Below are 24274 nucleotides of genomic sequence, written 5' to 3' on the forward strand. Positions count from 1 at the left end.
TGGCGGCGACCATGACTGCTGGCGCTGCTGGCAATGCGATTCAACTGCCTAAAACTTACGACGTTGCTGTTGCTTCGACCGAGTAGCCCCGCGTCCGCTGGCAATCGGGGGGCGACTGCACCGGCGCCGCCGGCCCTTAAAGAAATCTAACCTTCCCGCAACGCAGCGTTTACGATTTGTGTCGACATTTTTTTGCCGACACGCTAAGTTCGTCAACCAGAGAGGTGGTCCCAATCGCTTCAGCCGCTGTGGTTCCGGGACCGCGTTCCAGCAAGCCAGACGAGGCCCCGGCGCAATGCCTCGTTCAGACTCGAGGAGGGCGACGCGATGTTGACTGTGGAACAAAACGAGTTCCTCACCCGAGTCGGTGCTGGCACGCCGATGGGCGAGTACTTTCGGCGGTTCTGGTTGCCGGCGCTGCTGGACCGCGAGTTGCCGGGGCCGGATTGTGATCCGGTGCGTACCCGCATCCTCGGTGAGGACCTCGTCGCCTTCCGCGACTCGGCCGGCAAGGTCGGCGTCCTTGACGCCTTCTGTCCGCACCGCCGCGCCGCCATGTACTACGGCCGCAACGAAGAAGGCGGCCTACGCTGCGTCTACCACGGCCAAAAATTCGACACCGACGGACGCTGCCTGGACTACCCGGCCGCCCCACCCGGAAGCAAACTCAAAGACAAAGCCTTCATCAAGTCCTACCCCACCTACGAAACCGGCGGCCTCATCTGGGTCTACCTCGGCCCCCGCGAACTCATGCCACCCCGCCCCCCGGAACTGCCCTTCACCAACATGCCCACCGAAGACCTGACCCGGGTTCGTTATCTTCTGGAATGCAACTGGATGCAGAACCTCGAAGGCGACCTCGACCTGGTTCATATTCCCTTCCTGCACAGCACATCTGCTGATGGCTACTTCACGGCGGACGGGCTCGGGACGGACTTCCATTCACAGGCCACGATCGTGGAAACCGACTTCGGACTGTCATCGGCTGTCCGCACACGCAAGGCCAACGGCGAATACAACTGGCGGGTCAACCAGCTGATCCTTCCAACGACCATGCTGATCCCAATCCCCGGCGGCCACAAGGGCGAGACCAGCATGGTGTTGCCGATCGACGACGATCACTGTGCGGTCTTCCTCATCTTCCCTGTCGAGCGCATGCCGATGGTCCCAGGGCCCGACGGGCAACTGATCAGGTTGGACAGCGTAGTGCCGGTGGAGCAGAGCACTTTTCAATTCAAGGATGGCGTGATCATCGACATTGCGCTGCCAATCTTCAACAAACGCAACGGCTACGGGCTCGACCGACAGATTCAACAAGCCACCGGGGGCACAGGTCTGCCCGGCGGCCCCAAGACCGAAGACCAGGTGATGGTCGAGACGATGGGCTTTGCCGTCGACCGGTCCCAGGAGCACCTCGATGCCACCGACAAACCAATCATTGCGTTGCGCAACAGGCTTATGCGGGCGGCAGCCGACGTGCAAAACGGCATCGAGCCGGGCCACCCCTACGTCGGGGACCTGGTTCCTTACGACGTCGACAGCGACATGCCGGTATTCGAAGACATGGTTGCCGAACGGTCCGACCACGTCACGCAATCCGCATAGCGCGCCTCATGCTCATGCCGTGGAACCGCCACCAATCGGTGACAAGGAGAACCAATGCCATTGGCGTGCGACCTAATAGCCGCCAGCGGCTCATTGTGCTGGCCGTCGCTGCGGCTGCCGCCGGCGGGGTCGCGCAGTCAATGCCGCCTCGGGCCCACGCCGCGCCAGCGCCCGAGGTGGAGTACGTCTTTGACGTCCAGGTGCGGCGACACTACAACTTTCCGGGTAATGACGCAGTCGGCTACGGCTATGGGATCTGCCACAAGGTCAGCCAGAATCAGAGCTATGCGCAAGTCATGGGAGACGTGAAAAGGGAGGTCAGCCCCAGCGACGAGTTTGTGGCCAACTACCTGGTCTCGTATGCCGTCAGCATATTGTGCCCCGCACAAATATGGCAGCTACGGCAGTCGTCAGAAGGCTATCGGCCGCCGGGCGGCGAGACTGGCCCTGGCACGTACTACTGAGTCCCCAGCCGCGGTCCGCTCCTCGAATGCATCATCAGCGGACGTCGCGGCACCGGTACTCGGAACTAGCTCGCTCACGAGGCATCTCGGGATCAGCCGGAATCCGAACGAGCGGCTAGCTATCTTCCGGTACACGGTGGCGTGCCGGTAGCGTCTCGCCACTGGGCTCTTGGATCGGGCCCGTCGGGATGCCGTCGAGATCGCCGCGAATGGCCTCCCGCGCGGCCGGGGGCAGGGTGTGCATCAACTCTCGAACCCGTGCCAGCCGACGTGCCACCGCTTTGCGTTCGGGCATCCCGGGGGTCGCGGTGATCTGCGCAGGCACCCCGTGGATCTCCTCTACACCTCCATCGTGATGCCCGGCGGCAACCATGGCCTGCTCCTCGGCCATCGTCGTCTCGTCTTTCTCTTCCGACATCCCGATCGGCCCCAGACGTCGACCGTTGAGGAACTGCCGCACCACCGGCTCATCGCTGGTCAACAACACCTCACGCGGACCGAACGTCACCAGCTGCTTGCGAAACAACATGCCCATGTTGTCGGGCACCGTGCGCGCAATGTTGATGTTGTGGGTAACGATCAAGATCGTGCAGTCGATCTGCGCGTTAATATCGATCAGCAACTGCGACAAATACGCCGTACGCACCGGATCCAGACCAGAGTCGGGCTCGTCGCACAATATGATTTGCGGGTCGAGCACCAGAGAGCGGGCCAGACCGGCGCGCTTACGCATGCCGCCGGAGATCTGGCCGGGAAACTTATCTTCGTCGCCGGCCAGCCCCACTAGCTCAAGCTTTTCCATGACGAGGTTGCGGATCGTGCTTTCTTTATTCTTGGTATGTTTACGCAACGGGTAAGCGGTGTTGTCGTACAGGCTCATTGAGCCAAAAAGGGCACCATCTTGAAACATCACGCCGAACAAGGTGCGTATCGCGTAGAGCTTTTTGGCCGTGCATTCGGTGATGTTGGTGCCATCGACCACAATCGAGCCGCGCTCCGGACGCAAGAGCCCAATCAGCGACTTCAAGAACACCGATTTGCCGGTACCCGACGGACCCAACAACACGCTGACCTCACCGGCCGGGATGTCCATGGTGACGTCTTCCCAAATTCGCTGAGAACCAAAGGACTTCGTTAGTCCTTCCACCTGTATACCGATACCCATCGGAGATCCTTTCCTCGATGCTCTTTGCTGCAACACGATTACCCCGCAGCGACTGTCGCCTTCACGGCTGCCGAGCCCAAAAGGCTTGGTATGTCGGTTTAAGGGTGGTTGCCGACAGCCCCCGGTTCGCTTCGTGTCCCGGTCATCGGACCGCATTCGCGAGATCGCCTGCCATCACTTGAAGTTGAGGCGTCCAGCTGCTCCAGTCGTGTTGGCCACCGACAGGGAAGTCGAAATGGCCGTTTTTCCCGCCCAGGAAACTGTAGTGGCTGTAGAACGACCGATTGCTCCCTTGGGCTTGGTCGCAGTAGCCGATCATCGCGGCGGGCTCACTGCACGTCAGCGTCGACGGGCTGAAGATCCACAACCGGGTGCCGTTGTCGATCAGCAACTGGACGTGGACGTCAGGGTCATGCCACTTCCACCGACCCAGCTGCGAAGGGCCCCACATGTTGCGGGTGTCCACGCCGCCGAACTGAGACATGCCGGCGGTGATAGCCCCGTTGAAGGTGGTCGACGATGGGCTGAGAAAGCCCGACATCGAGCCCGCGTAGCGGTAGCGGTCGGGATGGAACGCCGCCATCATCAGAGCACCGGTACCGCCCTGCGCTGCCCCGACGATCCCGTGGCCGCCCGGCGCTAGACCCTTGTTGGCCGCCAGCCAGTCTGGTAGCTCCCTGGACAGGAACGTCTCCCACTGCCGGCTGCCGTCCTGTTCCCAGTCGGTGTACAGGCTCCATGCTCCGCCGGCCGGCGCAACGACCGAGACACCTTTTCCGGCAAAATCATTCATTCCGTTGCCGACCGTCACCCAATTGCTGACGGTATCGCCGGCATTGAATGCGTCGAGCAAGACCACCGCGTGCGGACCACCCGCTTGAAAAGCCACCGGGATATCGCGTCCCATCGCCGGCGACGGGATCATCAACGTCTCGACTCCGGCCGCTCGTGCGGATTGCGTTGAGGCCCAAGCGCACCAGAGCATAATTACCGCCAGGACAATTCTCAGCCCGCGGGTAGCGTCCTTCATGTCATGACCTCATGCTCGGACCGAAGTAACCCGTGACAGTCCGCAGCGACGATCGCTCCATCGGGTCGCATGGCTTTCATGTCGGCGGGTAGGCCGGAGGTGGATAGACCCCGCGTAGGGCCCAAGGCAGCCAGTTGATGAAATACTCGAGCTCGTCACTGGCGTCGTAGTCGGGCGTTGGGTCCATGGTCGGCTCCTCATCGGATCGAGCGCCCAGGATTCGTGATGGGCGCGTTTGACTGTGAAATATGCTGCGGGAAAGCAAGGGTGGGCGCGATTCCGCACCTGGCCGAGATCGCGATCGACCCGACGAAATGGTTTGTGGCCTTCGGCTTTCAGCGCATCGAGGTGGCTGACCACCCGCGACCGACTCATTGCGGTTCACCGTACATCGCGACCACAACTGTGCGATTGAAGCTGTTCTCCGACCAGACGCCCATGACGGAGTTGGCGCAATTCTGCATGATCGCCAGGTAGGACGGGTTGTAATACCACTGATTGATCAGCTCGATGCCGCTGATCGCCATAGCTGGATTGATGGCGACTGTCTCCTGGACTTTTCCATGGAATCCGGCGGCGGCCGCACGATCTTGCGGCATCGACCCGTCCGAGCCGACATCGCCGTCGAGGTCGCGATTGTTCAGGACGTCGAGCGTATGCCATTGCGCCGCGAGCTGAAGTTGTGGATTTTTCTTGATGTTGCCGGTGCATCCGGATTGGTGCTGCAGCGTGACGACGTCGATGATGACGCTGTTGTTGAGACGCTGATTATCTGCGCGGGACATCGGTGCGAAAAAGATTGCGCTGGACGTCGCGGTCAGCACTGTCAACGCTCCAGCCGTGGCGGCGTGGCGGCGTGGTCTCGTACGCTGTGCGTCGGCGCTCACTGAACCTCCCTTCGCTGCATGTCGAGATCCGGCTGTGATCGCCTGATCTGCCAGATGGGTTGCGGGCGTGACTGATTGATCCGACACGCGGTCTGACGGCTGCCGCTTGCACCCAACGCGATTCTTCTGCCGGTTGTTGGAAACCATGTGAGACAGCTCGGTTCGGGCTAGACCGGGTCGAATCCGGATATCAGCCAGCGGCCATTGATTTTGTCGAGGGTGACCTGGACGCTCGACACGGTGCTGGTAGGTGCGCCGTTATCGACGATGGTGGTCTGGTTAACGAAGACCAGCACGACCGCATGACCGGGCGAAGCTGACATGGTCGCGGCAGCTGGCGCGGTTGCGACGGCAGCGACTTTTTTCTCTTTGGCTCCCGGTACCACGACGTCGTGAGTTAGCGATGTGTACGAGTCGCGGAACTGGCCGGTGAGCCGGTCGCGCGCCGCGGCGAGGTCATGCTCGACGGTCCCCGGCTGGTAAGACAAGATCGCGACGGTACCCTCGGTGGCCGCTTGTACCGCTTGGACCCGCGCCGTATTCGCTTCCGCGGCATTGAAGACCTGCCATTTCAACCATGCCGCGCCCAGTGCGAGCACCAAGGCCAGCGCGGGTAGCACTCCCCGGACGAAGATCGCACCCCAATCGCGGCCGCGCCAGAAGCGTAACCATCGTCTCGGCTTCGGCGTGGTTTCGGCCCCGGCGTCGTCGGCATCGTCCCCGGCTTGCGATTCAAGCGCCGTCAGATCCTCGGCTTGGTCGTCGCTCCCGACATCACCACGAAGCGTGGTCGAACCATCTTGTCCTGCAACGCTTTCAACGCCATCGGTAGCGGCTGTGCGGCTGTCCAATGCCAGCTCACTGGCGGCATTGTCGTGGGCCATGCCCTGGGTACCAGGCAGGTCCGAGCACCCTCGGCCGGTAGCAATTTTAAGGGACAAACGCGACATTAGACACCTTCATTTCGTTTCCGACGGTCTCGACGTTGATGCGCATCCGCCAGGCGCGGGGCTGAGGTTGCTGGACACCCGCTAGGGAGCTCTTGACCGATACCGCCACTAGTACCTGGGCTTCGTGATCCGTCACCGACTCCAGGCCCGCGGCGGTAATGGTTCCTACCGAAGTGGATTGGGCCTGTTTGACAGTGTCGATGAACGGCTCCGAGCGCTGACTGAAGTCGTTGTGAAACGCACCGGTGGTGCTGTCGAGGATGCGTTGTATGTCGGCGTTGACTTCGCGGTAGTCGATGGTGGTGAGGTTGAGTGCGCCTTGGCGCGCAGCGTGCAGGCAGACCTGGCGGTACTGGGCTTGCCCGCGAAGCTGATAGGCCTGCCAGCCCAACCAGCCCGTAACTGCGGCCAACGCCAGAACGGTGAGCAGCCCCAAAACAAACGCGGCACGCCGCCGGCCGCGATTGCCAGGGGCCGGCGTGATGGCGTCGGCGCTGTCATCGTCGTGGGACACGTCGTCGAGCGGGTCGTCTAGCATCAGTGTCGCCGCCTCAGCGGCGCTACTTAATTCGGTGGGATCAGCATCGTCTGCCATGTCTTGTGCTCCTCCTGTGATTGTTGGGCGAGGTCACTTTGGGTGTAGACGTGCCCGTCCGGTCCGATGTAGCTGCCGGTAGCCGGGTCGTATTGAGCTGCGGCAATGGGTGCCGGCGGCGCTGCGGAGTGCGGAGTGTCCGCCGGCGCCTTGGCCGGAGGCGTACTCGGTGGCAGTTGCGGGACGTCTTGTCCGGAGAGGGTGCCGTTGGGGTCGCCTTTCCAGTTGTCTCCGTCATTGAGCGGGACGTATTGGTCGGCGCTTTCGCACATCTTCGCGGTCGGTGCGCGTTTGCCAGGCACCGTCAGGCATGGCAAGTTCCGCGCGCCGCGTACGTCCTGACGTGCGTCCTGGGGGATGCGGCAATACAGCCCAGCGGGCCGTTCGGGAGCATCAGTGACCGACGGAGATCGCCATTGCTGCGGCGGTAGATAGCCGGTGAGGCACGGGTGGGTGGTGTTGAAGTTGAGTTTGAAATCCTCCAGCATGCCCGCGTACGGCGAGGGGTTGTCCCAGTCGGTCACCGACACACCTTGGAGCATCTCGATGCCACGGGGCAGCAGCACAAGTATCTGTTCGAGCGCCGGTTGATAGGCGAGACCGACCTTGGCGGTAGTGACCAGGTTGGCCAAAAGCAGCGGCAACGTGGGCTGCAGCCGATCGATGAGCTGGCGTGCTTGGTCGGCGGCAGCCGGTCCGTCGTGCAAAAGCCCAGCCAGCGCGGTGTCTTGGTGTTGCAGCTGACCGGTGACGTTGGCCAGATGAGCCGCCCACGAGCGTATCGAATCAGACGTGTTTGACTGCGAGTCCAGCACGGGCTGCGATTGGTCGATGAGGGTCGTGAGCGGATCGAGGTTGCGGCGTGCGTCAATGGCAAGCTGCGTCGAGCCTTTGACGATCCGGGTGATTTCGGGTCCTAGGCCTCCGATAGCTGCGTAGGCCTCGTCGATGGCTGTCTTGAGATTGTCTTGCGGAATGGCCTGCAAGCCACGGTTCGTCGCGTCGAGCAGGTTGTTGACATCCGGTGGCACCGAGGAGCGCTTCACCGGGATGACGTCGCCATTCTTCAACGGCGCGGAAACAGCGCGCGGAAGCAGCTCCACGTACTGTTCACCGACTGCCGACTGGCTGTGAACCTGCGCGTCGAGATCCGACGGAATAGCCAGGCCCGATTTAAGTGACAGCACCGCGTTCACACCGGATTCGGTCAGCTCTACCGATGTGACCCGCCCGACCTCGGTGCCCAGATACGTCACGTTGGCCGAGGGATATAGCCCGGCCGCTTCGCGTAGCTGCACGGTCACCGTATAGCGGCCTACCCCAAACAAAGTGGGAAGCTGGGCGTAGTAAAGCGCAATGACCGTGATGGCCACCAGGGCGATCGTCGCAAACAACGCCAGCTGGATTTTGATTCTTTTGGTTAGTTGCATTTACCGGCCCTGGTCGAAGTGATAGGGAGCGATCAGTGGGTTGGCTGCCGTTGCAGGGCTGGGGAATTGGCCGATGGTGCGGCCCCACTGCAGCTCGAGCTGGGTGAGGTTGCCTTCCCAACGGGTTCCGGTGAACAGAGTCTCGTCGATCCGACTGAGGGTGAGATCGAGAACCACGGTGACGTTTCCGGCGTCGCCGCGAATCCAATTCTCAATCCCTTCATTGGGATCGGGGAAGGTAGCCAGCACACTTAGGGCACGGGTCATTGCCGGCCCAGCGTCGGCCAGTGACTGCAAGACGGGGCCGAACTCGTTGAGCTGGTTGACGATATTTTGTTTGGTTTTGTTGATCGCATTGGCGCTCAACACACCGAACTTGCTCATTTGCTCGAACGCGTCAGCCAGGTGTGTGCGTTGATCCCTGAGGACGGCCAACGCGTCGGGGATGGTGCGCAGAGCGCGATCGAGCACGTCTTTATGAGCGGCGAACTTGCCGACCAGATCGTTGAAACGCTCAGTGGCCGCGATGATGTCGGACGTTTGAGCATCAAGATTACCAATGAAGGTGTCGAGTTGCTGCAACAGGCTGCGTAGGTCTTGTTCGCGGCCAGAGAATGCTGTGCTGAATGCCTGGGTGATCTCCTGCACTCGGCCGATACCGCCGCCGTTGAGCAACATGCCCACGGTGGACAGCGTCTGTTCGGTGGTGGGATAACTCGTGGCGCTCACCAACGGGATCACAGATCCGTTGTGCAGCTTGCCTTGTGGCGGCGTGCTGACCGGTGACCCCAGTTCGACGTGCAGCGATCCCAGCAGACTGGTCTGCCCGACCTTGACGGTGGCATTGGCCGGTAGATCCACGTTGCCGGCAAGGCGCATGGTCAGCAACGCATGCCAGCCCTGGCGTTCGATCTTGGTGACGCTGCCGACCGTGACGTCGCCGACCTGCACTGGTGAGTTCTGCTGAATGTTGGTGACATCGGGTAGCTGCGCCTGGATAAGGTAGGACCCCGGGCCACCACCTTTGGTGCCAGGCAACGGCATTGAGTTCACGCCGCGCCAGCCACATCCCGCTGCCGTGCTCATCACAATTACCGCGGCCAAAGCGCTGCGCCACCACCGCCGCGCGGTCATGATCGCGGTCCCGGCGGGGTCATCATTCCGAGGAGTCCGTCAGCGGGATTGGAGGGGGCCCCGCCGAGAGCTGCGGCCGGTAGCGGTGCATCAACAGGTGCCGGCGCACCGACCGGCGGCGGGCCCGGTGGCGGCGCAGCCACCGGAGGCGCGGGCGCTGGTGCGGTACCCGGTGGGACATAGTCGGGGCGCAGCCAGTCCTCACTGTAGGTGAGCTCGTTGGGTCGCGCTTTGGGGCCGACGAGAATGTTCTCGCCGAACGGCAGGAAGTTGTATTGGCGGTTTTTCATAATGGGGGCCAGGTACTGGACGCAGAGTTTTGCGGATTGCTCGGCGCCCAGGCGGGAGGCAGCTTGGATCGCCCCGCATAAGAACTGGATCGGATTGGCGAGCTCTGCGATTGTCGGTGCGGCGACCAGCGAACCATGCGCGGGCTCATAGATATTGAGGAAATTCTGATACGCGGTAGGGCCGGAATGGAGGATCTGTTTGATGTCGTCGATGCTTTGCACGAGCGCCGTCGAGATCGAGGCCAACCGATCGGTGGTGGTCCCGACGGTGTCCCGGTTTTCGGTGAGGAAGTTGGTGACATCGCCGACGGCAGCGTTGAGATCATGGACCGCGTGGCCGACGGAGTCGGGATCACTGGCTACTAGTGCGCTGACCGCCGACAGATTGCGATTCAACTGCTCCAACAACCCCGCGTTGTCGTGCAGCACCGACACCAGCACCGAGAGGTTCTTCACCGTGGAGAAGATGTCGTCGCTGTGATCGCCGAGCGCGGAAAGTGCCTGGGACAGCTTGACAACCATGTCGTGGATGTTCGCGCCCTGGCCGCGCAGATTGTCGGCCGTAGTGTTGATCAACGCCCCGAAAGGGCTGACCCCGCCGGGTTGAGTGGGTTGCATTGAGTTCGTCAGTTTCTCTAGCTGAGCCCGAAAATCATCCCACTCAACGGGAACTGCGGTGCGCGCCAATGGGATGACCGCGTTGTCTTTCAGCGCAGGTCCGCCGGTGTAGGCGGGAGTCAGTTGAATGGCGCGCGAGGTCACCAACGATGGCGACAGGACGGCGGCCTTCACATCGGCGGGCACCGCATATTTCTGTTCGACCCAGAGGCTGATCTTGACACGATCCATCTGAGGTTCGATCTTGTCGATCTTGCCGACCGGCACCCCCAGGATGCGTACTTCGTCGCCAACGTAGATGCCGTTGCTATTGGCGAAATAGGCCACGATGTAGGTGCGGCTGATTTCGTGGATTCCCTTGACAACGAGCGCTCCGCCCGCGATGGCGAAGACCGCCAGGACGACGGCCAGTGCCGCCTTCAATCGCACTTTGCTCATTGGGATGCTCCAGGGGTCGGCTGGTGTGGCGGTGGAACCTCATTGGGGGCCGGCACATAGACCGGCGTGGGTCCCAGTGGGGGAACCGACTGCCCGGGTGGCGGAAGTGCCGGCGGGCCCGGGGGTGGACCCCCCGGCGCCGGCGCCGGAGGCGGCTGGCGGTAGGGGTAGCGCGGGTCGCCCGGATTGCCGGTGATCGCGTCGGGCAGGTTGAGCCTGGGTTCTCCGCCTTGTCCGGTGCGGGGGAACGGAACCGGCATCGGCGGCGTGGCTTTCTGGCCGACCTGAGGATCGGACAGCTGGGACGGCGCCAGCACGTTGGGATCTAAGCCCAGATCAGAGAATGCCGCGTCGATGAAGGGCTGAAGGAATTGTCCCGGAAGGATATTCACGATGTATGAGTTGAAGTAAGGCCCGGAAGCCACGGCTTCGGCCAGCCCCGGAAGGAAATTATTGATGGTGGTCAGTGCCCGCTGTACCTGATGTTTACGGTTGTCGAGGATGCCCAGGAGATCGTTGAGCTTGTCCAATGCGGGCTTGAGCGGGGCCTTGTTCTCGGAAATGAGGCCCTCCAATTGGTTGGCCAGTGCCGAGATGTTGGAGCTGATGTGCTGCAGACCGTCGCTTTGTGTACGCAGTTCGGCCAGCAGTGCATTCGTGTCGCGAACTAGGTTGACGACCTGATCTGCCCGATGAGCAAGGACATCAGTGGACTTCCGAGCATTGTCGAGGAGCCTGCGCAGCTGCTCGTCGCGCGAGTTCATCGTTTGCGACAGACGCGCAATACCGTCGACGGCGACCTTGACGTCCGGTGGTGTCTTGGAGAAGGTTTGCGCGAGCGTCGTCAGCGAATCTGACAGCTGGGTAGTGTTCAAACCACTGATCGTCTTCGTCAAATCCCCGAGTGCGTCGGGCAGTTGGTAAGGCGCAGTGGTGCGCTCTAAGGGGATCGTCGCCGACAGGTTGCCCTCACCGCGGGGAACCAGTTCAAGAATCTTGGCCCCGAGCAGAGTTTTGGTCTTGATCGCGGCTTCGGTGCGCTCACCGAGATGAACGTCCTTGTCGACGGTGAATTTCACCAGAACCCGCGGACCGTCCAGCACGATGCTGGAGACTTGACCAACCCGCATGCCTGATACCCGCACGGCAGCACCGGAAGCCAGCCCGCCGGCTTCAGCGAAATAGGCCGAGTAGCTTTCGTCGGAATTGACGAACGGGATCTTGTCGTATTCGAGCGATCCCACTACAAGCACGGCGGCCATCGCGGCACCGACGGCACCGACTACCAGTGGATTGCGTTCGGCGAAGGTTTTCATTTCGGGGCGCATCTTCCGGTGGTTTGGCTTGCGACCATCACGTAGACGGGCTCACCGCCTTTGCCGTTGAGTTTGAGCAGCAGATCGCACAGGTAGTAGCTGAAGAAGTCTCCGTACACGCCCAGCCGAGACAGTGTTTTGTACTTCTCCGGCAGCCCGTTAACGAGGTTGTCCAGGTAATCATGGTCGGCGACGGCTAGCGTTCCCACCCGATCACCTTGAGCTACAACATTTTTCAATGGCGGGCGGGCTCGGGCAAGCAAATCGGCGATGGCCGCCGATGAGGCGTTGGTGTAGGCCACACCGTTCGTGATGTCGGTCTTGCGCGCCGCGAGTCCCTTGACCAGTTCGGATAGTGAATCGACGGCCTTGTCGAAGTGGTCGCTTTGATCACCCAGCGATCCCAACACCGTGTTGAGATTGGTGATCACCTCACCGATCAGCTGGTCGCGGTCCGCCAGGGTGGAGGTGAATGTGGCGGTCTGGGACAGAAAGGAGCCGATGGTGTCACCGCGTCCTTGAAAAGCTTGGATAATTTGCTCCGTGAGAGCGTTGACCTGATCGGGGTTCAGCGCCCGGAACAATGGCCGGAACCCGCCGATGAGCGCATCGAGATCAAGTGCAGGGCTGGTTCTTTGCAATGGAATGGTCTGGCCGGGCAGCAATCGCCGCGGTTCTCCGGCACCTTCTTCCAAGGCCAAAAAGCGGCCGCCGATGAGGTCGTCGTAACGGACGGCAGCGCGGCTTCCCTCGGTAAGGGCCACCGACGGATCGATAGCGAAGGACACCAATACGGACGAATCATGTTGCAATGAGACGTTTTTAACCTTTCCTACTTCGACGCCGGCAATACGGACGAAGTTGCCGGCCTGCAGGCCCCCAATGTCTTTGAATTCAGCCCTATATAGGGTCTCGTTCTCGAAGCGGAATTGGGCGAAGACGGCCAAAAGGCCGAATAGACATAGGGCAGAGACCATTACGAAGATAGCAAGGCGCCACATGGTGCCACCGAGTCGTTGCCTCATGGTGCGGTCCTATCGCTGTCGGGTCTGGTGACGTCGGCCCCGCCGTCCGGCGCCGCGGGGGACGGTGCTGGCGTGTCGGACGGCGGCGCCGCGGCGGCGGGCGGTGACTCCTGCGGCGCTGGCGCTGGCGGCACTCCAGGCCATAGCGGAACGCCACCGGGGCCGTACAGGGGCGCACCGTAGGCAGGCGCGCCTGGGTAAGGAATCGGTCCGGGCGCAGGCGCAGAAATATTGCCGGCGATGTGGGGCACGTCGGGCACTGGCCGAGTGACCGGGAAGTAGTTGATGAACCAGGGGTGCCCGATGCCGGGGTTGGGCCGGTAGTCGATGCCGGTGCCCCAGCCCGTGTTGGTGACCAGTGCCCGCACCGGAAAGTTTTTGCTGACGTCAGGCAGGGACCCGCAACTCGGTTTTCCGCCGGGGCCACCTTTGGCCGCGACGATCGGCAAGTTGTCGGGGTACCGGTACGGATCGGCCCCCCACAACACGAACGCGTCGAGGATGGCTGTCCTGCCGTTTCCGCCGATCGACCGCCGGCCGATCTTGTCGTACCAGAGTTTCGTCCCAACCAGCAGGCAGGTGTAGGTCGGGCTGTACTTGAGTAACAGGGCAGTAGTGGGCTCCAAGGTGTTGACCGCGTCGATGAAATTCTGCTGATTGGGCGGCGCGAGCAAGTTGACCCCGCTACTGGCAAACCCCGCCGTGCTCAGTAGCAGCGCGTCGAGGTCAGTGCTGTGCTGAGCGACGGTCCTACTAGTGGCGCTCGCCGAGTCAAGGATCGAGACGATGTTGTTGGCCGCACCGTTGTAGGCGTCACTGAATCGTTTGAAGGAGCGCCAATCGCCGGCCATCGCGTCGCTTCGCGCGTTGAGAGCCAACAGCACGTCGTTGGCGTCGGTGGTGGCTTCGCCAATGCGCTGGCCTTGGCCGCGGACACCGTCGGCTAGTGCGCTGATGATTGCATTGAGCTTGGGCGGGTCCACCTGGTGCAAAACGTCGACGACGTTTTGAAACACGGTGTTGACCTCGGTGGTCACGTTGCGCGAGGCCAGTACAGTACCGGCGGCCAGATGCTGGCGGCTGGGTTGTTCGGGATAGATCAGGTCGACGTATTTGGCGCCGAATGCGGTCGTGGCCCGAATCTGTGCGCCGATGTTCGCCGGAATGTGGGAAATCTGGTCGCTATCGATGTCAAGCTTCAACGCCACGGGCTGATGCCCGCCGACGATGCCCGCAACTTGGCCGACCTGTACACCACGCAGCTTGACTTTGGCGCCCGGGTCCATGACCAATCCCGCGCGGTCGGAGACAAGGGTGACGGAAACGTAGGAGCGGAAGCTGCCGTTGAAGAGGCCGGTAGTCAGCAGGGTCAGCGACACGGCGAGCAGCACGAATGCGGCTGTCCACCAACCGGGGTGCAGGCGGCGTTCACGTTTGCGAGTTGCGGAGGTCGGCATCGCGCTATCCCGAGAGGTGAAAGTTGCCGGACTGCCCGTAGACGGACAGCGAAATCATCAGGGTCACCAGTACTACGGCGATCAAGGAAGTCCGCACGGCCCGGCCGACTGCCTCCCCGACCCCGGCGGGGCCGCCGGCGGCGGTGTATCCGTAGTAGGTGTGCACAAGCATCACCACGATCGCCATCGCTATGGCGCTCACGAAGGACCACAGCAGATCGGTGGGGTTGAGGAAGGTGTAAAAGTAATGGTCGTAGACGCCGACTGATTGTCCGTAGACGTATGTGGTGCCAAATCGGGCGGCGAGGAACGACATCAGCACGCCGATGGCGTACAGCGGGCCTACCACCAGCACGCCGGCCATCAGTCGCGTCGAGGCCAGGTAGGCGATTGACCGGACACCGATCACCTCTAGGGCGTCGATCTCTTCGTTGATGCGCATCGCACCCAGCTGCGCTGTGGCCCCGGCGCCGATGGTGGCCGCCATGCCGATTCCTGACACCAGGGGCGCCAACAGACGCACATTGATATAGGCCGAGACGAATCCGGTGAGCGCCTCGGTGCCGATACCGGCCAAGAGGTTGTAACCCTGGACGGCAACCAACGCGCCCGCCGACATCGTTAGGAAGCCGACTGTGGCTATCGTGCCCCCGATCATGGCGAGCGCGCCGCTGCCCAGGCTCATCGTGGCAATGAGCCGCACAGTTTCCCTGCGGTAGTTGGCCAGGGAGTCTTGAATAGATCGCACCGTCGCGGCATAGAAGGCGATCTGCGTCCCAATATGGTTCCAGCCGTATACGAAGCCGGCAATCGCGTTACGGGTGCGGGACCATGGGTATCGGGCGGCGTCGTAGTTCACATCGTTGCCTTAACGCCGACTGCCGTTGCCAGCAGGTTGATTACGAACAGCGCCATGAAGGAAAACACCACAGTTTCGTTGACCGCGTTGCCCACGCCAGCGGGACCGCCATCAACGTGCATGCCCTTGTAGCAGGCGATCAGGCTGGCCGCCAGGCCGAATAGCGCTGCCTTGCATAGCGAAATGACAACCTGGGGCAAGCCCGTAAACAGGGTGATTCCCGCTGCGAATGCTCCTGGGTTGACGTGTTGGACGAACACTGAGAACGCGAATCCGCCTGTGAGCCCGACGATCGCGACGATCGAATCCAGTAGCAAAGCGACCACGGTTGCCGCGAGGATCCGCGGGACGACTAACGCTTGTATCGGGTTGATCCCAATCACCCGCATGGCGTCTATCTCTTCTCGGATGGTGCGCGCACCCAAATCCGCGCACATTGCGGTGGCGCCGGCGCCGGCTACAACCAGCACGGTGACCAACGGCCCGATCTGGGTGACGGCCCCGAACGCGGCTGAGGAACCAGAGAAGTCGGCAGCGCCGAACTCCACTAGCAGGATGTTGAGGGTGAACACCGACAGCACGGTGAATGGAATGGCCAGCAGAATGGTGGGTAGTAGCGACACCCGGGCGACAAACCAGCTCTGCGCGAGAAACTCCTGCCATGCGAAAGGCGGTTGTGGAGTGGCGATCAACGCGTCGAGGGCCATCGCGGCAAAGTCCCCGAGCGCCCGCAGCGGTTTGACGGCCGTGGCAGAGACATTCACCGCGCACCTCCGGCAGACCGAGTCCTGTTGGGCTGGCAACGAATCAGGCCGGCCTCTGGCATCTGCGCGCACTCCGCCTTCGTGGTGTGCGGAAGCGCGCTTGTCGCGTTGCTGCGCGATTGCATGGGTCTCCTAGGCGTTGATCGGTCGCAAATTCGCGATGCTTGGGGGCGTCGGGCTGCACCGGTTTGGGTGATGGGGCGGGAATGCTGAGGCAACTCGTGGCCTCGCAACGCCGGCAACCCGATGCGCCGCAAGTACTGACCTGCCGGCGCGCCGGCGCCGACCCGTGTGAGGAACTCATTCTGTTCCACGCTCAACATCGCCAAGCTTCCTTCCCTCCGAGCCAGGGCGCCGCCACGAAAACTCCGCTCCTGCGCTTCCAGTGAGTTCTCCGCGCACCTCAGGGCCGAATGTGACCGGCTGCACAACTCTCGGACGAAACTAGCCTGTCTTCAATAAAATGTCGACAGAATACTGTGAAATGTATGTTTCGAGTTTCCTGCTGCTGCCGGGCACGTGGCGACAACGTTGGCAGGGGCATGGCCGGGTCGCTTGCGCCCGACTTCGCAGCCGGGCGGCTCACCACGCCGGAGATGCCACTTGGAGTGTTGGCCGCCACACCGTTCGGCCGCCGAGGTACCTTCGTGCGGCCGCGATGTCAAGAAGCCGGGGGTTCGGTCTCAACGGGTACCGGATCGCCGCATGCAGGCACATGGCGTGCACTTTCGGCGCGCTCGAGGCAGCGCTCTCAGCGAACCGTGACTAGCCTGACGCATGTCATCGGTTGTCACAGTTCAGTGCGCCACGTCCCTAGAACCGGGGACGGCGCCGAGAAAATGGCGGCGCAATCCGGGTAGTCGCTTCGGCGCAGGCGGCAGCCCAGCCGGCGCAACGCCTCCCTGGGTCGGCGGAGACGGCCGCGTGTGGACGGCGTCGCCTCCGGGGGCTACACGACCGACCCAGTAGTCCGCAGGTCACCTACGTCTAACTCTTATTCCTAATTCTGTCGACATATTTCTCGATACGTACGCTGGGCATGCGGCGCTTCGCGCGCCGGTCCGACTTCGCATTCTGGCGACACAGCCCCTACGGCGATATCGCATTGCATCAACGCTTGGATAATCGATGATCTACACACCCACCGGGAACCCGTCTCCGACGTCGACGACGAACGCATCGTTCACGACGTCACCAAACAGATTCTGCGTCTTAGCGAGGTTGACGAGGAGACGTACGCTGCCGCGACCGACCGACTTGGCGGGCGCACATTGGCCAAACTCATTGCAACAGTGGGCTTCTACTTCATGATCAGGATGGACTTGAACGTCTTCGAAGTCGCAATTCCCGACCAGGAGTCGATATTCAACCGCAGGCGACCGGGAACCGAATCCAAAGGTTCGCAAAGTTAGGGGAACGAGCGGCGTTGGAGAGGATATGCCCCAGCACCAGCAAACCAACCAAGACGGCGCCTCGAGTCGCGAGTCACTCTTCCCGCAGCCCCGCTTCGGCCAGCCGCTCGTCCTCGGTGTACCGCGCATTGCTCCCGACTCCCAGGCCGCCGATGAGGACGTCGCCATCGCGGATGGGAAGACCTCCGGGAAGCATCGTGAGCTCGTGCAGATAGGGAATGTTGGCGGCCAGTGTCGGTTCGTTCCGCACTTCCTCCCAGAGATCGCGCGTGGAGACGTTGGTGTTCAAGGCCGTACGTGCCTTAGCCGTCGCGATGTCCACCGCCCACGGGGCGGTCGCATCGTCGGAGCGGCTCAGTGCCTTGAGGGCGCCGCCCCGGTCGACGATGACGATGGTGGCCGCCTGCCCCTCGCGCTCACATGCGGCGTGAATGCGGGCGATGATGCGCTCACACTCGGCACGGGTAATCGAACGCGCGTCAACGGATTTCGTCATGACTCTCCTCGAGCTGTGTGGTGCCGCCGATCGGACAAACATAGCATTCCGAAATAATATGTCGACAGATTTTCGCGTACAAATCTATGACACACGGCACCCACCTGGGCTCGCGTGCGACTTCGAATGCGATCATGGACCCTGTGGAGCCGGCGGTGAACTTGGTAGCCCACTCGGTGGCGCGCCTGCGCGAGGCGATATTGCAGGGCGAGCTCGCGCAGGGGGAACGACTGAGCGAGCCGAAGTTGGCGGCTCAGCTGCAGTTGAGCCGGGCACCTCTACGCGAGGCGATGCGCATGCTCACAGCGCAGGGACTCATCCGCACGCTGCCGTCCCGCGGGACCTTCGTGGTCCGGTCGAATCCGGAGCTGTGCGCGGAAGCCTTTGCGCTTCGGCGCTCACTGGAAGCACAAGCCGTACTGCGGCGCCTACGACGTCCCGAGTTGTTCCGGCTCGATCTCGACCGCGCCTTGGCAGCGATGGCCGAAGCCGCCGATCAAGGGGATCAGCCCGCGCTCATGAAAGCCCACAGCGACTTTCACGGCTGCGCTTATGAGGCGAAGGGTGCGCAGCTGCTCCCCAACGTGTGGGCTGGGATCTCGGACGTGCAGCGGCTGTACTTTCAGGTGTTCACCTTGACCGAACGCGAGGCGCAGGAGTTCGTGGAAAGACACGCGGCGTTGGCCGACGCGATCTTTGCCGCCAATGCCGATGAAGTTTGCCGATTGGTCAACGAACACCTCCACCGCAGCGAACGACTGCTTCCCTACCCATTCGGCGAGGCGTCCGCCATTGACCGCGCACCAGGCGATCCGCGCGCCAAGCGGTTCCTCGATGAAGCCACCCCGCCCGTCGGGCGCATCACGAGTCAGCGGAAGACTTCGTGATGACAACAGAGAGTAGCGCCCACACACGAGCCACGCCTGTTAGTTACGGCGCCCTCCGTGAGGAGACGATGACATGACGGCACTGGCCAAATTCGTGGATCTTCGGGTGCCGCGTCGGGTCGTGGAAGCGGTGCAGTTCCGCGCGGACGGCGTAGGGCTGTTGCGCGCCGAGTTCTTGATCTACAAGTCGGGACGCCATCCGATGTTGCTACTCGGCGATGCCGTACCCAACGACTTGGCCTCGATTCTCGCCGACAGCATGCGCAGGGTTGCGAAGGCGATGACTCCGCGGCCCGTCGTCTACCGGATGCTCGATCTGCGCTCGAGCGAACTGCGCAATCTCGCCGGCGGCCCGGATTTCGAGAGCGATGAGGTCAACCCGCTACTAGGTCAGCGCGGCATGGTGCGCGCTCAACGCGACCCCGAGATGTTCGCTGTCGAACTGGCCGCAGTGCGGCGGGTGCGCGCCGAGGGCTACGAGAATTTGCACGTGATGCTGCCATTCGTGCGCTGGCCGCAAGAGGTCGAGTGGGCACTGAGCTACCTCGAGTCGGCAGGGCTGCGCGGGACCAACCGACCGAACCTCTCGATCATGGTGGAGACGCCGGCGACGATACTTCGCGCACGGGAATTCGCCCCGTTGGTGGACGGAGTGTGCGTCGGCACCGAGGATCTCTCTCAACTGGTGCTGGGCGTCGATCAGGAGAACAACGCCTTCATTCAGCAGCGGTGGGACAACGATCCAGCAGTCGTCGCAGCGGTGCGGTGGGCCGTGGAGACCTACGTTGCCTGCGGTGTCCCGGTGAACGTCGCCGGCGATGCGCCGTCATATTCGCCGGAGCTCCTCGCCGATCTCGCTCGATGGGGCGCCTCGAGCGTCTCGGTGTCACTCGACAGATTTGCGGCCCTCAAGGAGGCCGCCAGCTCCGCGACCGTCAGTGCCGCGACACCCCCCGACTAGCGCCGACACACAGAAACAGGCCGCACCCGGCGAATGCCTGCATTTCTGGAAAATATGTCGACAGTTTTATGTCGAGTGTGTTATCCATGTAGCATGCCACTGCTGACAACGGTTGCCTCGACGACCTCCTCGCTGCGTGGCGCCAACCTGCATCCAGTGGCGGGGCCGAAGCGCCGATGACCGACATCATGTTTCACCAAGCAATAGCGCTCGCACTACGCGACAACGACGTCGACGTCATCTTCGGAGTGCTCGGCGACGCAAACCTGTTCATGATGAACAGTTTCGAGAACACGACCGACGGCACCTACGTCTCGCTGTGCCATGAGAGCGGCGCGATCACGGCGGCTAACGGATACGCGCGAGTCGCGAATCGAGTCGGCGTCGCCACGGTTACCTGCGGTCCAGGACTCACCAACACCGTCACTGCTCTGGTGGAGAGTGTGCGCGACCGCACGCCGCTTGTCGTCCTCGCCGGAGACTCCCCCGTTCGGGACAGGAACAACCTTCAGACGATCGACCAGGCGGCCGTGATCAGGCCGACCGGGGCGGGATTCGAACAGCTCCGCACTCCGTCGAGCGTGTGCGAAGACGTCGCCACCGCGTTCCGACGAGCCCGCACCGAGCGTCGTCCAATCGTCCTCAATATTCCGATCGAGTTCCAATGGCAGACGGTTCAGTACACCAAGGTTGAGAGCCGTCCGCTATTGGTCCAGGCGGTCGAGCCCAATCCGTCCGCCCTCGATGCGGCCGTCGGCATCATCGCCAGCGCCAGTAGGCCCATCGTCATCGTCGGGCAGGGTGCCGTCGATCCCGAAGCGCGCTCGGCAACAATGCAATTGGCGCGCAGGATCGAAGCTCCATTGGCGACGACCCTGCGGGCCAAAGACTTGTTCGCCGGTGAGCATTGCAACATCGGTGTGTTCGGCATGATGTCGACGGATGTCGCCATCGACATTGTCAATCAGAGTGATTGCATCATCGCCTTCGGGGCCAGCCTTAACTCGTGGACCACGCTCGAGGGTTCACTGTTGCGCAGCAAAGCAGTCGTACATGTCGACACAAATCCCACGGCGATAAACGAATGGTCAACCGCCACTGCCGGAGTCGTGGGTGATGCCGCGACCGTGGCCAACACGATAGTGGCGTGGCTGGACGAAGCCGACATCAAGCCGAGCGGTTTCGCCAGCGCAGAACTCGCGGCGTTCATCGCCGAAGGGGCAGCCGAGACTTTCATCGACCAAAGCACGGAGACCACGATCGACCGGCGCACCGCACTGCAACGGATCGACCGAGCGGTACCCGCCGACCGCGCGTTGGTCTTCGATGGCGGGCGATTCGTTTTCGGCTCGTACGGCCAGCTCACCGCCCACGAACCTGCCGGCTTCATACACACCGTCAACTTCGCCTCGATCGGGCTTGGCATGGGCAACGCAATCGGTGCGTTCTTCGCCCGACCCGACCGCCCGGTGCTCGCTGTACTGGGCGACGGCGGCTTCATGCTCGGCGGGCTCAACGAGTTCAACAGCGCCGTGCGGCACGGCGTCGACGCGATCGTCATCGTTTTGAACGACGGCGCGTACGGTGCCGAATACGACCAATTCCAAAAGATGGAACTGGATCCCGCGATGTCGGTCTTCGCCTGGCCCGATCTCGGGCCCGTTGCCGACGCCCTCGGCGGACGAGGGTTCACCGTACGGAACCTGGCCGAACTCGACGCCGCGCTCGAAGCGATAACCACACGCGATCGACCAGTCCTGATCGACATCAAGATCGACCCTGACATTCAAACGATGGGCCGGTTCGAGAAATAACGAAATTACAAGTGAAGGAGTATTCGATGTCAACAGTCACGGCCGCCGCCAACGGCTCGGGCGGCCTGCTGGAATTGGCTGACCTGCCAATCGATTTGACGGGGCTGCCGGGTCGGGGGACGCTGTCGGCGATCCTTGACGGACACATCCGAATGGCACACCTGCCCGGCATGCTGCGCCCCGAATACTGCACGGCCATCCTGGACGCCCTTGCCGACGTCAGCTACCAGAACTACGCGTCGGTGCAGGGGCTTGCCAAGACGGACTCCGCACAGTTCTTCAAGTTCGGGCCCACCGCACATTATGGTTTCGATAGTGAGCCCAATGGCGTGGAGAACTATTTCACCGAGGCCGCCGCGGCAGACGCTGACCTACGAAGCCGCTTCGCCCGCGCCAATATTGCTGATCCACTTCACGTCATGAAGCAGATCCTGGGCTACCTCTGGGGCGGCCCCGCCGAAGTGGCCACGGAAGGCGACCGCAGTTATTTCGCCGGAGTCGTGCGCTCCCTCACTGCCGGCGCCGGCCCCCACACCGACAACGCCCGGCGCACCCCTCAACTCTCCATCGGCAAGACCACCGCCCAAGGCTCAATCTTGTTCTACCTCAAAATGCCAACCGAGGGCGGCGGCGTGCGCGTCTTCAACAAACGACACCCCACGCCGGAACCGTTCGACGGGCTTGGATGGCGCGGTGTCGCGGGCTACCAATACGAGGGCGTTACGCCGGCTGCCGGCGACGTTGTAATCATCCCGAGTACCAACGTGCACTCTGTCGATCCCGTCACTGGTGAGGGTGACCGGATCACCATCTCCACTTTCTTCGGCCCGATGCCCGATGGCCGACTCGTGCTCTGGTCATGATGCCGACCGAGACGAAGCTATGCATGGGTCGCCGCTCGAATTCCTACCTCCGGTCGGCGACGGAAGACGGAAGGTGGTGACTATGCGCTATGTCCACCCAGTGGACGAAGCAGAGGTGCTGCCGACGGGCCATCCCGGCCTACAAGCGCGACTGCTGTCCAATCAGGAATCGGCGATGATCTTCGACGCCACGGTGTGCGATGGTGGTCGTGCGGCTGGTCTGCACTATCACCGGCGCGACCAGATCTACTTCCAGCGGTACGGAACCATGACGGTGCAGTTGGGCAGCGATATCCATCGGATCGGCCCAAATACGTTGGTGTACATCCCGGCAGGACTACCCCACTGCAACTGGAACGAAGGCCCCGGCGACGAAGGGCATCTCGAAGTCATTGCGCCAGCGACACAGATCGGTGCCCCGCTGGCGCACATGGTCGAGACGCCGGACGGGGTTCCTCCGGACTGGGCGCCACGCAGCTCTGCCACCATCGTGAGGGCAGAGGATGACCGGCTCGCCGACAGCGCCGGTGGCGATCGTCGACACAGCTTGATCGGGGCGACGACGACCGGGTTGGTCGACGTCGACTACGTCGAGATCGCAGCGCGAACGGGCTGGCATGACGCCCGCATTCATCAGGTCGACAAGCACTACTTCGTCCTTAGTGGACGCCTCGATTTCGAGATCGCCTTGACATCGGAGAGCACTGGGCCCAACACCCTGGTATCCCTGCCCGCAGGCGTACCGCATCGGATTTCTAACAACGGCCCAGCGGCCGCGCGGCTCCTCGACGTGACCACAGCGGCGGGTGAATCCGACATTCTCACCGACCAGCCCATTCGAGTTTCACTGTTTCACAGCATCTAAGCGATTAAGAGATGTCCTCGTGACGTCTTGATCGCTCTTCCGCTACAAACACACGAAAGCGTTCAGTCGGCCGCTCCTAGAACGGCCGACTGAACGCTGATTCTCACTGTTCGAAACCGCCGCCGGTTACCAGTACCTGACCGCTGACGTAGTTGGCTTCGGGGTAAGTGAACATCACGACGGATCCGGCAGCTTCCTCCGGAGTACCCGCTCTTCCCAGTGGAATTGCTTTCTCGGCCGCCTCGAGCACCATCGTGCTGACACCCACCTTGATCGTGCGTCCTTCGATGTCGATGGTGCCTCCGTCGGTGACCGACGAGGTGAGCCGCGTCCGAATAAGCCCAAATGCGACCGCGTTCACGTTGACGTTGTAGCGGCCCCATTCTTTGCAGAGTGTGCGAGTCATGCCCACGATGCCGGCCTTCGCCGATGAGTAGCTGACCTGGCCCGCGTTGCCGCACAATCCGGAGATCGATGAGACGTTAACAACCTTCCGGTAGACGGACACTCCGGCCTCGATCTCAGCCTTGGCGGCCTTCGCGATCACCGGCTGGGCGGCCCGAAGAATCCGGAAGGGAGCCTTTAAGTGGATGTCGATCATGGCATCCCACTGTTCATCGGTCATCTTCTGAATCACGGCATCCCAGGTATATCCGGCATTGTTGATAACAATGTCAAGACCACCGAAGTGCTCGGTCGCGGTACCCACAAATCGCTCGGGGAATTCTTCGGAGGTGACATTGCCTACACACGCCACAGCAGTGCCGCCCGCCGCGACGATCTCCTCGACGACCGCGCGCGCTGGCTCCGCGTCGAGGTCGTTAACCACAACATTGGCGCCTTCGGCCGCAAGCTTCAGAGCAATCGCTCGCCCGATGCCCCGACCGGAACCCGAAACAATGGCTGTCTTTCCGTCGATCTTGCCCATGGTGGCCTTCCTTCTCGCGTG

General features: G+C 62.2%; 21 protein-coding genes and 1 pseudogene. 7 read left to right on the top strand and 15 right to left on the bottom strand.

Annotated elements, in window-relative coordinates; all coding sequences use genetic code 11:
- Window positions 1-327 precede the first annotated feature (327 nt).
- Window positions 328-1605, top strand: a complete 1278-nt coding sequence (locus OK015_RS24800) for a Rieske 2Fe-2S domain-containing protein (protein ID WP_268127049.1) — start codon at window positions 328-330, stop codon at window positions 1603-1605.
- 65 nt (window positions 1606-1670) lie between these two features.
- Window positions 1671-2069, top strand: a complete 399-nt coding sequence (locus OK015_RS24805; protein ID WP_268127051.1) for a DUF732 domain-containing protein — start codon at window positions 1671-1673, stop codon at window positions 2067-2069.
- A gap of 115 nt (window positions 2070-2184) precedes the next feature.
- Here the strand turns inward: OK015_RS24805 and OK015_RS24810 are convergent, their stop codons facing one another.
- The 14 genes and pseudogenes from OK015_RS24810 to OK015_RS24880 form a co-directional block, all read right to left on the bottom strand.
- Window positions 2185-3234, bottom strand: a complete 1050-nt coding sequence (locus OK015_RS24810) for an ABC transporter ATP-binding protein (protein WP_268127054.1) — start codon at window positions 3232-3234, stop codon at window positions 2185-2187.
- Between the two features lie 142 nt (window positions 3235-3376).
- On the bottom strand, window positions 3377-4264 hold the full coding sequence (locus tag OK015_RS24815) for an alpha/beta hydrolase-fold protein (RefSeq protein WP_442791157.1): 888 nt from the start codon (window positions 4262-4264) through the stop codon (window positions 3377-3379).
- 76 nt (window positions 4265-4340) lie between these two features.
- Window positions 4341-5049, bottom strand: a pseudogene (locus OK015_RS29345) (CAP domain-containing protein).
- A 269-nt stretch (window positions 5050-5318) separates the two neighbouring features.
- Window positions 5319-6035, bottom strand: coding sequence for a polysaccharide lyase beta-sandwich domain-containing protein (locus OK015_RS24830; RefSeq protein WP_442791158.1), 717 nt, complete (start codon window positions 6033-6035; stop codon window positions 5319-5321).
- A 46-nt stretch (window positions 6036-6081) separates the two neighbouring features.
- Window positions 6082-6696 (bottom strand): mammalian cell entry protein, encoded by a 615-nt coding sequence (locus tag OK015_RS24835; protein ID WP_268127056.1) that lies wholly within the window; start codon window positions 6694-6696, stop codon window positions 6082-6084.
- Entirely contained in the window at window positions 6666-8126 is a 1461-nt protein-coding gene (locus OK015_RS24840; RefSeq protein WP_268127059.1) for an MCE family protein, read from the bottom strand. The genes OK015_RS24835 and OK015_RS24840 overlap by 31 nt, the downstream gene beginning before the upstream one ends.
- Complete coding sequence (locus OK015_RS24845; protein WP_268127062.1) at window positions 8127-9260, bottom strand: MCE family protein; 1134 nt, start codon at window positions 9258-9260, stop codon at window positions 8127-8129.
- A complete protein-coding gene (locus OK015_RS24850) occupies window positions 9257-10606 on the bottom strand; it encodes a virulence factor Mce family protein (protein ID WP_268127063.1) in 1350 nt (449 codons plus the stop codon). Before OK015_RS24850 ends, OK015_RS24845 begins: the two co-directional genes overlap by 4 nt.
- Window positions 10603-11922 (bottom strand): MCE family protein, encoded by a 1320-nt coding sequence (locus OK015_RS24855; RefSeq protein WP_268127064.1) that lies wholly within the window; start codon window positions 11920-11922, stop codon window positions 10603-10605. Before OK015_RS24855 ends, OK015_RS24850 begins: the two co-directional genes overlap by 4 nt.
- Window positions 11919-12947: a virulence factor Mce family protein gene (locus tag OK015_RS24860; protein WP_268127065.1), complete on the bottom strand. Its 1029-nt coding sequence runs from the start codon at window positions 12945-12947 to the stop codon at window positions 11919-11921. Before OK015_RS24860 ends, OK015_RS24855 begins: the two co-directional genes overlap by 4 nt.
- Window positions 12944-14404, bottom strand: a complete 1461-nt coding sequence (locus tag OK015_RS24865) for an MCE family protein (RefSeq protein ID WP_268127066.1) — start codon at window positions 14402-14404, stop codon at window positions 12944-12946. The genes OK015_RS24860 and OK015_RS24865 overlap by 4 nt, the downstream gene beginning before the upstream one ends.
- A gap of 4 nt (window positions 14405-14408) precedes the next feature.
- The gene (locus OK015_RS24870; protein WP_442791159.1) at window positions 14409-15263 is read right to left on the bottom strand and encodes an ABC transporter permease; all 855 of its coding nucleotides are present in this window, start codon (window positions 15261-15263) and stop codon (window positions 14409-14411) included.
- Window positions 15260-15970: an MlaE family ABC transporter permease gene (locus tag OK015_RS24875; RefSeq protein ID WP_268133071.1), complete on the bottom strand. Its 711-nt coding sequence runs from the start codon at window positions 15968-15970 to the stop codon at window positions 15260-15262. Before OK015_RS24875 ends, OK015_RS24870 begins: the two co-directional genes overlap by 4 nt.
- 1542 nt (window positions 15971-17512) lie before the next feature.
- The gene (locus tag OK015_RS24880; protein WP_268127067.1) at window positions 17513-17935 is read right to left on the bottom strand and encodes a GlcG/HbpS family heme-binding protein; all 423 of its coding nucleotides are present in this window, start codon (window positions 17933-17935) and stop codon (window positions 17513-17515) included.
- Window positions 17936-18069: 134 nt separating this feature from the next.
- On the opposite strand from OK015_RS24880, the gene OK015_RS24885 reads away from it, so the two are divergent.
- The 5 genes from OK015_RS24885 to OK015_RS24905 all read left to right on the top strand — a co-directional run bounded on the left by OK015_RS24885 (window position 18070) and on the right by OK015_RS24905 (window position 23325).
- On the top strand, window positions 18070-18822 hold the full coding sequence (locus tag OK015_RS24885) for a GntR family transcriptional regulator (RefSeq protein WP_268127069.1): 753 nt from the start codon (window positions 18070-18072) through the stop codon (window positions 18820-18822).
- Between the two features lie 73 nt (window positions 18823-18895).
- A complete protein-coding gene (locus OK015_RS24890) occupies window positions 18896-19783 on the top strand; it encodes a putative PEP-binding protein (protein WP_268127071.1) in 888 nt (295 codons plus the stop codon).
- 176 nt (window positions 19784-19959) lie between these two features.
- The gene (locus OK015_RS24895; RefSeq protein WP_268127073.1) at window positions 19960-21597 is read left to right on the top strand and encodes a thiamine pyrophosphate-binding protein; all 1638 of its coding nucleotides are present in this window, start codon (window positions 19960-19962) and stop codon (window positions 21595-21597) included.
- A gap of 26 nt (window positions 21598-21623) precedes the next feature.
- Window positions 21624-22460: a 2OG-Fe(II) oxygenase gene (locus tag OK015_RS24900; RefSeq protein WP_268127075.1), complete on the top strand. Its 837-nt coding sequence runs from the start codon at window positions 21624-21626 to the stop codon at window positions 22458-22460.
- 82 nt (window positions 22461-22542) lie between these two features.
- Complete coding sequence (locus tag OK015_RS24905) at window positions 22543-23325, top strand: cupin domain-containing protein (protein WP_268127078.1); 783 nt, start codon at window positions 22543-22545, stop codon at window positions 23323-23325.
- A 103-nt stretch (window positions 23326-23428) separates the two neighbouring features.
- On the opposite strand, the gene OK015_RS24910 is transcribed toward OK015_RS24905, so the two are convergent.
- A complete protein-coding gene (locus OK015_RS24910) occupies window positions 23429-24253 on the bottom strand; it encodes an SDR family NAD(P)-dependent oxidoreductase (RefSeq protein WP_268127079.1) in 825 nt (274 codons plus the stop codon).
- Between the last annotated feature and the right edge of the window lie 21 nt (window positions 24254-24274).

Source organism: Mycobacterium sp. Aquia_216 (genome assembly GCF_026723865.1).
Lineage (GTDB): Bacteria > Actinomycetota > Actinomycetes > Mycobacteriales > Mycobacteriaceae > Mycobacterium.

What these genes read in the sequence shown, in the direction of transcription:
- OK015_RS24800 (WP_268127049.1), top strand. Translation starts at nt 328, where the DNA reads ATGTTGACTGTGGAACAAAACGAGTTCCTCACCCGAGTCGGTGCTGGC.
- OK015_RS24810 (WP_268127054.1), bottom strand. Translation starts at nt 3,234, where the DNA reads ATGGGTATCGGTATACAGGTGGAAGGACTAACGAAGTCCTTTGGTTCT.
- OK015_RS24815 (WP_442791157.1), bottom strand. Translation starts at nt 4,264, where the DNA reads ATGAAGGACGCTACCCGCGGGCTGAGAATTGTCCTGGCGGTAATTATG.
- OK015_RS24830 (WP_442791158.1), bottom strand. Translation starts at nt 6,035, where the DNA reads ATGGCCCACGACAATGCCGCCAGTGAGCTGGCATTGGACAGCCGCACA.
- OK015_RS24835 (WP_268127056.1), bottom strand. Translation starts at nt 6,696, where the DNA reads ATGGCAGACGATGCTGATCCCACCGAATTAAGTAGCGCCGCTGAGGCG.
- OK015_RS24840 (WP_268127059.1), bottom strand. Translation starts at nt 8,126, where the DNA reads ATGCAACTAACCAAAAGAATCAAAATCCAGCTGGCGTTGTTTGCGACG.
- OK015_RS24845 (WP_268127062.1), bottom strand. Translation starts at nt 9,260, where the DNA reads ATGACCGCGCGGCGGTGGTGGCGCAGCGCTTTGGCCGCGGTAATTGTG.
- OK015_RS24850 (WP_268127063.1), bottom strand. Translation starts at nt 10,606, where the DNA reads ATGAGCAAAGTGCGATTGAAGGCGGCACTGGCCGTCGTCCTGGCGGTC.
- OK015_RS24855 (WP_268127064.1), bottom strand. Translation starts at nt 11,922, where the DNA reads ATGAAAACCTTCGCCGAACGCAATCCACTGGTAGTCGGTGCCGTCGGT.
- OK015_RS24860 (WP_268127065.1), bottom strand. Translation starts at nt 12,947, where the DNA reads ATGAGGCAACGACTCGGTGGCACCATGTGGCGCCTTGCTATCTTCGTA.
- OK015_RS24865 (WP_268127066.1), bottom strand. Translation starts at nt 14,404, where the DNA reads ATGCCGACCTCCGCAACTCGCAAACGTGAACGCCGCCTGCACCCCGGT.
- OK015_RS24875 (WP_268133071.1), bottom strand. Translation starts at nt 15,970, where the DNA reads ATGGCCCTCGACGCGTTGATCGCCACTCCACAACCGCCTTTCGCATGG.
- OK015_RS24880 (WP_268127067.1), bottom strand. Translation starts at nt 17,935, where the DNA reads ATGACGAAATCCGTTGACGCGCGTTCGATTACCCGTGCCGAGTGTGAG.
- OK015_RS24885 (WP_268127069.1), top strand. Translation starts at nt 18,070, where the DNA reads ATGGACCCTGTGGAGCCGGCGGTGAACTTGGTAGCCCACTCGGTGGCG.
- OK015_RS24890 (WP_268127071.1), top strand. Translation starts at nt 18,896, where the DNA reads ATGACGGCACTGGCCAAATTCGTGGATCTTCGGGTGCCGCGTCGGGTC.
- OK015_RS24895 (WP_268127073.1), top strand. Translation starts at nt 19,960, where the DNA reads ATGACCGACATCATGTTTCACCAAGCAATAGCGCTCGCACTACGCGAC.
- OK015_RS24900 (WP_268127075.1), top strand. Translation starts at nt 21,624, where the DNA reads ATGTCAACAGTCACGGCCGCCGCCAACGGCTCGGGCGGCCTGCTGGAA.
- OK015_RS24905 (WP_268127078.1), top strand. Translation starts at nt 22,543, where the DNA reads ATGCGCTATGTCCACCCAGTGGACGAAGCAGAGGTGCTGCCGACGGGC.
- OK015_RS24910 (WP_268127079.1), bottom strand. Translation starts at nt 24,253, where the DNA reads ATGGGCAAGATCGACGGAAAGACAGCCATTGTTTCGGGTTCCGGTCGG.